The organism is uncultured Roseovarius sp. (assembly GCF_947259555.1).
Taxonomy (GTDB): domain Bacteria; phylum Pseudomonadota; class Alphaproteobacteria; order Rhodobacterales; family Rhodobacteraceae; genus Roseovarius.
Map to the genome: position 1 here is coordinate 185401 of NZ_CAMYMD010000059.1, position 9739 is coordinate 195139.

At 59.0% G+C, this 9739-nt stretch carries 8 protein-coding genes and 2 pseudogenes; 9 read left to right on the forward strand and 1 reads right to left on the reverse strand.

Going from position 1 to position 9739, the window contains the following annotated elements; all coding sequences use genetic code 11:
• The first annotated feature begins 70 nt into the window (after positions 1-70).
• The 5 genes and pseudogenes from Q0X85_RS10185 to Q0X85_RS10205 form a co-directional block, all read left to right on the forward strand.
• Positions 71-349, forward strand: a complete 279-nt coding sequence (locus Q0X85_RS10185; RefSeq protein ID WP_297771782.1) for a DUF6522 family protein — start codon at positions 71-73, stop codon at positions 347-349.
• A 179-nt stretch (positions 350-528) separates the two neighbouring features.
• Positions 529-981, forward strand: a complete 453-nt coding sequence (locus Q0X85_RS10190; protein WP_297771783.1) for a hypothetical protein — start codon at positions 529-531, stop codon at positions 979-981.
• A 404-nt stretch (positions 982-1385) separates the two neighbouring features.
• The gene (locus Q0X85_RS10195) at positions 1386-1883 is read left to right on the forward strand and encodes a hypothetical protein (protein WP_297771784.1); all 498 of its coding nucleotides are present in this window, start codon (positions 1386-1388) and stop codon (positions 1881-1883) included.
• A 325-nt stretch (positions 1884-2208) separates the two neighbouring features.
• On the forward strand, positions 2209-2490 hold the full coding sequence (locus Q0X85_RS10200; RefSeq protein ID WP_297771799.1) for a hypothetical protein: 282 nt from the start codon (positions 2209-2211) through the stop codon (positions 2488-2490).
• A pseudogene (locus Q0X85_RS10205) lies at positions 2435-3052 on the forward strand (IS30 family transposase); the annotation flags it as partial. The gene Q0X85_RS10200 and the pseudogene Q0X85_RS10205, both read left to right, overlap by 56 nt.
• Before the next feature lie 1714 nt (positions 3053-4766).
• On the opposite strand, the gene Q0X85_RS10210 reads toward Q0X85_RS10205, so the two are convergent.
• Positions 4767-6317 (reverse strand): winged helix-turn-helix domain-containing protein, encoded by a 1551-nt coding sequence (locus tag Q0X85_RS10210; protein WP_297771785.1) that lies wholly within the window; start codon positions 6315-6317, stop codon positions 4767-4769.
• Between the two features lie 136 nt (positions 6318-6453).
• Between Q0X85_RS10210 and Q0X85_RS10215 the strand changes: the two genes are divergently transcribed.
• The 4 genes and pseudogenes from Q0X85_RS10215 to Q0X85_RS10230 all read left to right on the forward strand — a co-directional run.
• Entirely contained in the window at positions 6454-7539 is a 1086-nt protein-coding gene (locus tag Q0X85_RS10215; RefSeq protein WP_297771786.1) for a pyridoxal-phosphate dependent enzyme, read from the forward strand.
• Positions 7540-7567: 28 nt separating this feature from the next.
• Entirely contained in the window at positions 7568-7852 is a 285-nt protein-coding gene (locus Q0X85_RS10220) for a nickel-binding protein (RefSeq protein ID WP_297771787.1), read from the forward strand.
• A gap of 65 nt (positions 7853-7917) precedes the next feature.
• Positions 7918-9411, forward strand: coding sequence for an aminotransferase class V-fold PLP-dependent enzyme (locus Q0X85_RS10225; RefSeq protein ID WP_297771788.1), 1494 nt, complete (start codon positions 7918-7920; stop codon positions 9409-9411).
• 174 nt (positions 9412-9585) lie between these two features.
• Positions 9586-9739, forward strand: a pseudogene (locus tag Q0X85_RS10230) (IS110 family transposase); the annotation flags it as partial.

Consider the following 9739-nt stretch of genomic DNA (forward strand, 5'->3'; position numbering starts at 1 on the left):
AATCGGGCGAAACCGCGCAGAGCCCGACTGGCGGAGATCGGCGCGGGACCAGGGCATTGGAGACGCTGGGATGAGCGAAGTATCCAAAACCGACAGCGGGTTCGTTGTGGACGCAACCGCCATCGCGCGAGCATTCAAGATCACGGAGGAGCAGGTCCGGCAAGAGATGCGGAACGGCCTCATCAGCAGCCGCTCCGAGAGCGGGACAGACGAAGACGAAGGACGTTGGCGCATGACCTTCTATCGTGCCGACCGCGCGTTCCGTCTCGTTGGCGACGCACAGGGGGAGGTGCAGTCGCGAGGAAGCTTTCCCGTCACTCCGCGATCGCGGTCAGTGCGCCGGGATTGACACTCGTTGGACGGCAAGCAATGATAAAACCATGGTCAGGTATCAGATCAAGTTTCGGTTTCTTCTGCTGAACCGCCCTTAGCCCCGGGCGGTTCGTGGGCGTTCTATACGCAGCGAACTCCCGGGGACATCTCGATAAAAGTTCTGAGATTGTCGGAGGCAACTCCAGGGGGGGAAACATGGCCATACCTGACGTTACGGGATCAACGATACCGTGTCACGGAAAGCCCGAAGCGGGTGACGCGGAATGCAAGTGCCGCCTGACGAAAGCCGATCGGCTGGGGATCGAGAGATTTCTGAGCTTCGCCGGCAACAGCAGTGTCGCCTACTCCCAGCTTCTGCTGGATACTCTACACCAGAAACTACAGCTGGCCGTTGCGATAGTGGGTGCGGCACCGTCCGATGTTGCCACGTTTGGCAGCTTCATTTCCTGCGTGGTGGATGAGAAAGATATCGAATGCGGGGTTCTCAGTTTCGGCTTGGTGGCGCGTGCCGGAGAAATCCCGATTCACTCCCTCCTGGGGGCCTCGCTCATCGGAATGTCGGTCGGGCAACGCACTAAGCTGCTATCTGAAGACGGCACAACCCGGTCATTGGTGGTAACCCAAGTGGGCACGCCTTTTGCCGTGTAGTGACGGGATGTAATGATTGTGATCTCGGTCGGAGCGCTCGAGCATCCTACGCGGGAACTATCGGCATCAACTGCTTGCCTGGAGGCGAGACGGCCTCACGGGCTTCATTTTCCGTCTCACGTAATAGTTTCCGGCCCGGCCTGAAAGGATCAGCCCAGCGGGTGGTGGTGGCATCCACTGCTCCGAGGACCCACCATAGTTTGACTTGGCGTCGGAAACTTCATAGCGTCTCTTGATGTCTGTGTTCTCATGCAAAAACAGAGGCCGGTCTTTTCCGGGATCTCTGCTGAACCGCTCCCTGCCCCGGGCAGGGGGTCGCATGCGCTGACCTTTACGCTCGGGGATCTTCTTCACCAACAACTTTGGCGTCTTGAGGCTTGCGTCGAGCAAGCCGAGGAGAAGATATGCGAACATCAAATGACGTGGCGACTTTCGCAGGCAGATCAGGCAACCAAGCTGCCGCGATTGATAGCCGGGCGTTCGGAAGCGTCGAGGCCATGCGACCGATCCAATCGTTCCTGTCCGAGCGGGACTTCTGGCACCTGCAACAGCTGCGGAGGGAGTGTGCCGCTATCGAAGGCGGTGTCTTTTCTCTGCTATCCCACCTGATCCGGGCTAAGCTTCAGGATGCTCATATTCTGAACCCCGCAGAAGAAGCAGGAAGTGTCGCCACTCTGGGTTCACGTGTGACTTTCTCTATCAGGGAGACGGCACCACTATCTCGGACACTCTTTGACGATGGTTTTGCACATGACCAGGAAGGTATCCCGCTCAAGACATTCCTCGGGGTCACCTTGCTCGGAATGAAGGTGGGCCAGACGGTGCCGCTTCTAAACGCAAGTGGGACGACGGAGGCGCTCGAGCTTGTTGCTATACCGTGGCAAGTTGAGGCGAGAACGTAGCTGAATTGCGCAGGACGACGGTTCGTGAGGACCTTTGCAACTTGCCCGCCGACTTCAACCAGGTCGGCGGGTCGATCCTTTTCCATTGCAAGGGTGCAAGCACCTGAGCTGCGAAGTGCAGGAGGTATCATGACACCGAATATGCGCAGAATGCTCGATGTGGTCTTGACCGCCATTGGCGTCTCGTTGCTGCCTGGCATCTTGAGTGCGGAGATTGATGGGCATGGTCCCGATGCATGGCGGGTGACCGGGGTTGCCGCAGATGATGTTCTGAACGCTCGGATGGGACCCGACACCGGATATCCGGTGATCGAGACCTTTGCCCATGCAAGCGACACCGCTTCAGGCCGACCCGATCTATGGCGCGCAGGATTTCGATGGCGGCGTAAGCGTCCCGCAACCAGATCCCGAACAACCCATGTTCCGCGGCATGATCACCATCAATGTCGAGATCGAGAATTTCGGGCGGACGCACACCGCCGTCTTCCGGCTGCGCCCAGACACGGGCCGGCCCGGCGCGCCGTTGCGTATCTTCTGCGTCGAACAGCTACGGCGTGCGACACATGGCGCGATGTCTGCACCGCGCTCCATCGACGATTTCGCGTGAGCTGGCGCGCAATGCGGCAACCCGGAGCGGTGGCTTCGAGTATCGCGCGACGACGGCCCAGTGGCACGCGGAACGCGCGGCCCGCCGCCAGAAGGTGGCCAAGCTGGCATCGAACGAAGCCCTGCGCCTTTATGTGCTGGATCGCCTTGCTGGCCTGATCACGCACCCTGATGGGAAGGCGATCAAGGGGCCGAAGGTTGCGTGGAAGGGGCGACGTCATGGCCCGCGACAGGCACGGCGGTGGTCGATAGCTTGGAGTCCAGAGCAGATCTCGCGACGGCTTGAGCTCGACTTTCCGGGGGACACGACAATGCGGATTAGCCACGAGGCGATCTATCAGGCGCTCTATATCCAGGGACGTGGGGCCCTGAAGCGGGAACTGACGGCATGCCTTCGCACCGGGCGCGCCCTCCGGGTCCCCCGCGCCAGGAGCACGGGCCGGGGCAAGTCCTTCGTCTCGCCAGAGATCATGATCAGCAAACGTCCTGCTGAAGCGGTGGATCGCGCCGTTCCGGGTCATTGGGAAGGGGATCTGATTCTCGGCCTGAACAGCTCGGCGATGGTGCTGTCCTGATCTCCAAACGGTGTAAAGTCGGGAAGCCGCCTTGCGGCGGTGAAGCAAACTATTCTGAGCCATCAGCGGCCCTGAGGGGTTGCCTTGATGACCGTTGTCGGCCGCTTGTTGAAAAACTCGTGAGTGATTGAAGCGTGTTGTGCTGATTCAATTCTGCCAATTGGCGGGAGGATTGGCGATGATGGGACCTCGGCAGGAGGCGTAACCAGCGCTATTCTAAGAGTTCTCCCGTGAGGACGGTCAGACGGCGCGTAACCTATAACTGCCGCGCTCAATTGACCTTCTATGATGCGGGTTGGCCAATTGATGGCCGTGTTACCTGTACCGCTCTGCTTTAACTTCGAAAGCTTCAGCATAGCGTCCAGAACTGACTCCCACAGCATACCTATTTACATTGGATTTCTGTGGGAGTGGATCAGACTAAGTGTCAGAAAAAAAACCATTTCGTGAGAATTCAAAATCCCCCGCCTTAACGGGCGTGCCGGTTCGAGTCCGGCCTTGGGTACCAAAGGAAAATCTTGTCTTGAAAATCTTGTCTTGCAAGAAAAAACCGCCGATCGAAAGATCGGCGGTTTTTCTGTTTGAACGTGACTCCCACACGCGATTCCCACATATTAACTCATTCGATGAGTTTGCGCCGCATGGGAAAGACGTTTGTGCGCGAAGCGACATCCGAAAGCTCCGATCATAGGAGTTCAGGAGGTCGGTTCATTCTGCTTTTGCAGGAAAGGATGCGAGCTGTTTTCTTGATAAATTGTGCCAAGAGGCTCCGGATGTTTATTTAAAGCACTGAAATATTTGCGATTTTTGTGACGGTTTCGCTGAAGTAATCTGAGGTTGGGAAACATGGATCCAGCCTTTTCAGTCCGTGGCGTCGATGCATCCGCAACGTCTTCTGACGGCGCCTTAGGACAGAGGATTGGCCCTGTAAGGATAACGCGAAGTAAGTAATTCAAGAGATCTAAGGCTTCGGCGATTACGGTCAGAGCGCGTAGCCTTAGCGCTTGATTATCCGCGAAAAATAACACGGTGAACGATCCACAGACGCGCGAGGATGTCCTGGATCATGAGTCTTGCTTTCGCTCTTATATCTGATTGTGCAAGCCAAGGTGTTCGGTCGACGTGGGGTCCAAACCATTACAACTATGGTCCCGACACCTGTCGGTGAAATCTACCGTCCATTCGGTGTTGGCTCCGCCGGCAGGGACGGCTCTCCAATGCCAAAACCCATTGACTTCAATGGAATTTATTGGTGCGTTTTCGGTCGGTACTTGCATGGACGTCACGATGTGTACTGGAGCGCGACGTACTCGGGACACGAATTCAAGTACCAATCCGGCCTCCTGCATCAGGTATCGCAGCGGACTTGGAAAACTTCGCGATACGGCGCTGGAGATTGCTTGAAAAACCATGCTCGGGCACCAGCCATTTGCAGTTCGTGATGCAGCTCGTGGCCGGGCTGCTTGTGGGCATGACGCTATGTCCGACGCAGGTTCCCGAAGACATCCTTGGGAGCCTTATACTCTTTAGGTCGGCCTGACGGTGTGTTGTCTGTGGTCGCCTGATCTTAGCGAGAATGTACGATGCCGTTGGCTTCTCTTTCACGGTGGTGAACAGGGCAATTCTTGTTGGTAGGGATTGAATTGCCGTGTAATCTGGCCTCTCGGATGGCTTCGAGTACCCCGAGTTGCCCGCATGTCGATCAGAATTCTTGTCGTTTCAGCTCTTCCGCGATCCGGTGTCGCGCCTCTTCGTTGCGGATAGGGAAGGCCGCAAAGTACTGGGCGGCCGAGGCATCCGGTTTGCGCCGACGTGCGTCCTGTCGCCAGCGGTTGGCCTGTTGGTAGCGACCGTCCAGCCCGTTGGCCACCGCCGCCACCATCGAGATGAGGTAATGCGCACCGGGCGTCGAGGCTGCGCGGTCGCCCAATCGGGCAGCTGCCCGCGTATCTCCGACCTGGATCAGCGCCTGCGCACGCACGCCGTGGATTCCGTAAAGTAGCGGGTCCAGCGGGCTGAGCTGGAGTGCTGCATCAAGTCCCACGTCGACTGTGTTGATGTCGCCGGTCATCAGCGCAGTGAAGGCGCTGGCGTAAAAACCCTGAGCGTAGTTTGGATTGAGCTCGATCGCACGATCGAACCAACCCTTGGCGATCTCGGGCTGATCGGTAAGCCAATAAGAACGGCCCATCGTGTAATGGGTAAACGGATCAATCGGATCCAGTTCCATGCCCCGCTCGGCATGACGTCTTGCCGCAGTGGCCGCCTCCTGGTCATCCGGCCCGAGATGCAGAAATGCGTCGATGAATCGAGTGAACGACAAGCCGGCATGCGCGCGTGCAAATCGTGGGTCGAGTTCGACCGCGCGCTCGAAATGCCGCTTTGCGACCTGATTTGCGTCTGGCGTGAACCGGTAAAGCTGGGTCAGCCCGAGGTGAAAGGTCTTCCATGCGTCCAGCCGGTCTGACCCGGTTTGTGATGCAAGGCGCACCTCGTTCTGCGGCACGTGCATGTCGAGCGCGGTCACAACATGTGAGACGACCCGCTGGCGCAAGTCCTCGATCCCGTCCATCGGCGCGGTCAGCCGGTCGCCCCAAATCACTTCGCCGCGGCTGGCATCGGCCAGCTCGATGACCACGGCGACCGTGCCAGCCAGATTTTCGATCACACCTGTCATGACATAGCCAGCCCCCAGCGCCGTACCGACCAGATCCAGATCGCCCCTGCCTTCACGGAACCGAAACGACGATCCACGCGCGATCACCGCAATCCAGCGCAGGCGCGAAAGCCCTTGTATGATCTCATGCGGAATTGCTTCCGCCAAAATCTTGACTTCGGGCGACGCGCCGAGAGGCCGGAAGGGCAGTACCGCAACCGATGGGCGAGACAGGTCTGCGCCGGTTTCACTCGCCAGAGACAGGGCATGGTCGGGCTGGGCAGGGCTGGTTTCTTTGACCTCGGCCACGAACCTGAAGCCCTTGCCGTGGATTGTACGGATGACGGCCTGCGCGCCGCCATCATCGCCGAGCGCCTGTCGCGCCGACCGGATCCGGCTGGCAATGCTGGCATCTGACGCGACGCGGCCGGGCCAGACGGTTCTGGCAATCTCGTCCTTACTGACCATTCGACCGCGATTTCGTACGAGGTGGATGATCAGTGCCAGGACCTGAGGCTCGGCATGCACAACGTCACCCTTGTGGGCGAGTTCGAACAGGTCCGGGTCGAGCCGGTGATCACCGAAAAGCCAAGCCATGATACAGCATAACCCAGTTTTCCGCGTTTATTCATGAAATCTTCAGATCTGCATCAAGCGTTTCAGGATCAAAAAGGATAAAACAGGTGCAAGATGGAGAAATTGGAAACGAATTACTGAACAAAGGGAGATTGCCATGACCGCCAAAAACATCCGTACGACGCAAGGAAGAGGACGCCTGTTTGGGTCAGTGCTCGACACTGTCGGCGATACGCCCGTTATCTGTATCAACAACTTGGCACCAGAAGGTGTACGGGTTTACGTCAAGGCCGAGTTTTTCAATCCTGCGGCGTCTGTCAAGGATCGACTGGCGCTGAACATCATCGAGGCGGCGGAACGCGCAGGCACGTTGAAACCGGGTCAGACCGTGGTCGAGGCGACCAGCGGCAACACCGGCATCGGCTTGGCCATGGTCTGTGCCCAGAAAGGCTATCCCCTGGTCGTGACCATGGCCGACAGTTTCTCGGTCGAGCGGCGGCGGCTGATGCGGATTCTGGGCGCGAAGGTGGTGCTGACGCCGCGTGCCGAGAAAGGTACGGGCATGTATCGCAAAGCTGCCGAGTTGGCTGAGAAGCACGGATGGTTCCTGGCCCACCAGTTCGAGACCGACGCCAACGCCGACATCCACGAGGCGACCACGGCGCGAGAAATCATAAATGATTTCAAAGACGACAGGCTGGATTACGTCGTAACGGGCTTTGGTACAGGTGGCACGGTCGCAGGGTTGGCGCGTGTTCTGCGCAAGGAACGTCCTGAAACCAAGATCATCCTGAGTGAACCGGCAAATGCCGCGATGATCGCCAGCGGCGTAGCTCAAGAACGCGGCGCTGACGGCTCGCCCTCGGCCAGTCACCCGGCCTTCGAGCCGCATCCGATCCAGGGCTGGACACCCGACTTTATCCCCTTTGTTCTCCAGGAGGTTTTGGACAATGGTGGCTATGACGAGCTGATCCCGGTGACCGGGGCGGACGGTATCGCCTGGGCGAAGAAGCTCGCAGCGCAAGAAGGTATCCTGACCGGGATCTCTGGCGGGTCCAGTTTCGCCATTGCCATGCAGATGGCGCAACAGGCGGAAAAGGGCGCGGTGATCCTCGCCATGCTGCCTGACACGGGAGAGCGATATCTGTCGACCCCGCTCTTTGAAGACATCCCCGAGGACATGGACGACGACGAACGCGCCCTGTCCGACTCGACGCCCGGCTACCGGATGGCGGCCGAATAGATATTTCAGCAACTCAAGGAGAAGATCCATGGATCTCTACATGATACGCCGTCACAGTGCCTGGGCTGATGAAGCAGAGCTTGAAAAGACCGCCGAAACCTCGGCCCGCATCGGCAACGAAGATATGCCGGACAAGGTACGCTGGATCCGCTCCTACGTGATCAAGGAGCGCGACGGACGGCTCGGGACGGCATGCATTTACGAAGCGGTAGATGAGGACGCCTTGCGGGAACACGCGCGCTGCGTCGGCATGCCGGGCGACGACATCTTGCCTATTGGCGCAACTGTGGTCGTGCGGCCCGACCCTGCCTGAGAGACTTCGAAACTGGACCTGCTGGGGGAGGCAGGTCCAGTTTCCGATGGAACGGAGAGCAAAGTATGGCTCAAGATACGCGGATCGATACGGAAGACAGCCTTGATCCAGCCGACTGGGAGGACATGCGCAGGTTGGCGCATGTCATGGTGGACGATGCCATCTCGCGCCTGCAAGGCCTGCGCGACGAGCCGGTCTGGCAACCGATGCCGGATGCAATGAAGGCAGAGTTTCATAGCCCGCCGCCTGCAGACCCCGCCCCTCTGGAAGCGGTCTACGCCGACGTGAAAAACAAGCTCTACCCCCATGCTATGGGCAACATCCACCCCCGTTTCTGGGCGTGGTACATGGGGGCGGGCTGCCTTACGGGCGCGCTGGCGGACTTTCTTGCCGCCATCGACGGCTCAAATCTTGGCGGGGGCGATACCGGCGCCAATCAGGTGGACCATCAGGTCACAGACTGGCTGCGTCAGATGATGGGCTTTCCCGAGGGTGCGAGCGGCACGCTGGTCAACGGCGGATCAATGGCAAATATAGTTGGGCTGACGGCGGCGCGAAATGCGATGGCCGACGTGGATCTGCATCATCAGAGTGTCGCCGACATTGGCGCGCCGCTGCGATTCTATGCCTCGGACCAGGTGCATTCCTGTCACATGAAGGCGATGAACCTTTTGGGAGTAGGTGGTACCGCGCTGACGCGAATTGCTACAGACGACGCGTTTCGCATGGACCTTGATGCGCTGCGCGCAGCAATCCGGACCGACCGCAGCCAAGGTGTGCGCCCCGCTTGCGTGATCGCCACGGCCGGCACAACCAACACAGGCTCGATTGACCCACTGCCTGAGATAGCGGACCTGTGCCGCGACCAGGGTATCTGGCTGCATGTGGATGGCTGTATCGGGGCGATGTTCTCGATCGCACCATCGAACCGGCATCTGGTTGCGGGGATCGAAAGGGCGGACTCGCTCGCCCTAGACTTGCATAAAGGGCTACACGCGCCCTTCGACGTCGGATGCGCTTTGCTGCGCGACCAAAAGGTGCACCGCGCGACCTTTGCAGAGAACGCCGAGTACCTGCAGGTGGCGACCCGTGGTCTGGCAGCGGCCGAGTTCCTGCACGACTACGGCCTCGAAACGACGCGTGGTTTCCGCGCGCTGAAGGTCTGGATGATGCTGCGCCATCACGGGGTGGAGACCTTCGGGCACATCCTCGACCGCAACATTGCGCAGGCCCTTCACCTGACGGCGCTGATTGATGATGCGCCGGAGCTGGAGCTTATGGCGCCAACTGCAACCAGCGTTGTTTGTTTCCGCCACGCGCCCGGCGTCATGGGCGAAGCCGACCTGCGCGCCCACAACACAGAAATCATGCTGCGTATCCAGGAAAGCGGTATCGCGGTCATCACCGACACCACGATCCGCGGCCGACACTGCCTGCGCGTCGCAATATGTAACCACCGCACAAAGGACGAAGATATTGACCTCTTGGTGCAAGAGGTGCTCCGGATCGGCGCCAAAATGACCCTGGTTGGCGCTTCGGATGATGCACGAACCGACTGAAACGACGCAGCGGCTCAACCGAGTTGCTGCGCCTTTGATCAATGACCGGTTTGGAGAGGCCGCACTGCGGCGTCAAAGCGCGGAATGATTGGCAAGTAGTGGGATGTGTCGGCTGCTTCCCCACCGTTGGGTTATCCTGAACCGGGATCAACCGCGCAACAAGGAGAAGCAGCCATGTGTGCAAATAAGACAGGAAGTATTGAAGACCTCGCCGTCGTCGGGATCGACATCGGGAAGGATACGTTTCACCTGGTCGGGTTCGACCGGTCCGGCCAGTTGGTCATACGCAAACAGATCAAGCGCTTGGCCCTGAACGCCACGTTCGAGC

What these genes read in the sequence shown, in the direction of transcription:
- Q0X85_RS10215 (WP_297771786.1), top strand. Translation starts at nt 6,454, where the DNA reads ATGACCGCCAAAAACATCCGTACGACGCAAGGAAGAGGACGCCTGTTT.
- Q0X85_RS10225 (WP_297771788.1), top strand. Translation starts at nt 7,918, where the DNA reads ATGGCTCAAGATACGCGGATCGATACGGAAGACAGCCTTGATCCAGCC.
- Q0X85_RS10190 (WP_297771783.1), top strand. Translation starts at nt 529, where the DNA reads ATGGCCATACCTGACGTTACGGGATCAACGATACCGTGTCACGGAAAG.
- Q0X85_RS10200 (WP_297771799.1), top strand. Translation starts at nt 2,209, where the DNA reads ATGCAAGCGACACCGCTTCAGGCCGACCCGATCTATGGCGCGCAGGAT.
- Q0X85_RS10210 (WP_297771785.1), bottom strand. Translation starts at nt 6,317, where the DNA reads ATGGCTTGGCTTTTCGGTGATCACCGGCTCGACCCGGACCTGTTCGAA.
- Q0X85_RS10195 (WP_297771784.1), top strand. Translation starts at nt 1,386, where the DNA reads ATGCGAACATCAAATGACGTGGCGACTTTCGCAGGCAGATCAGGCAAC.
- Q0X85_RS10220 (WP_297771787.1), top strand. Translation starts at nt 7,568, where the DNA reads ATGGATCTCTACATGATACGCCGTCACAGTGCCTGGGCTGATGAAGCA.
- Q0X85_RS10185 (WP_297771782.1), top strand. Translation starts at nt 71, where the DNA reads ATGAGCGAAGTATCCAAAACCGACAGCGGGTTCGTTGTGGACGCAACC.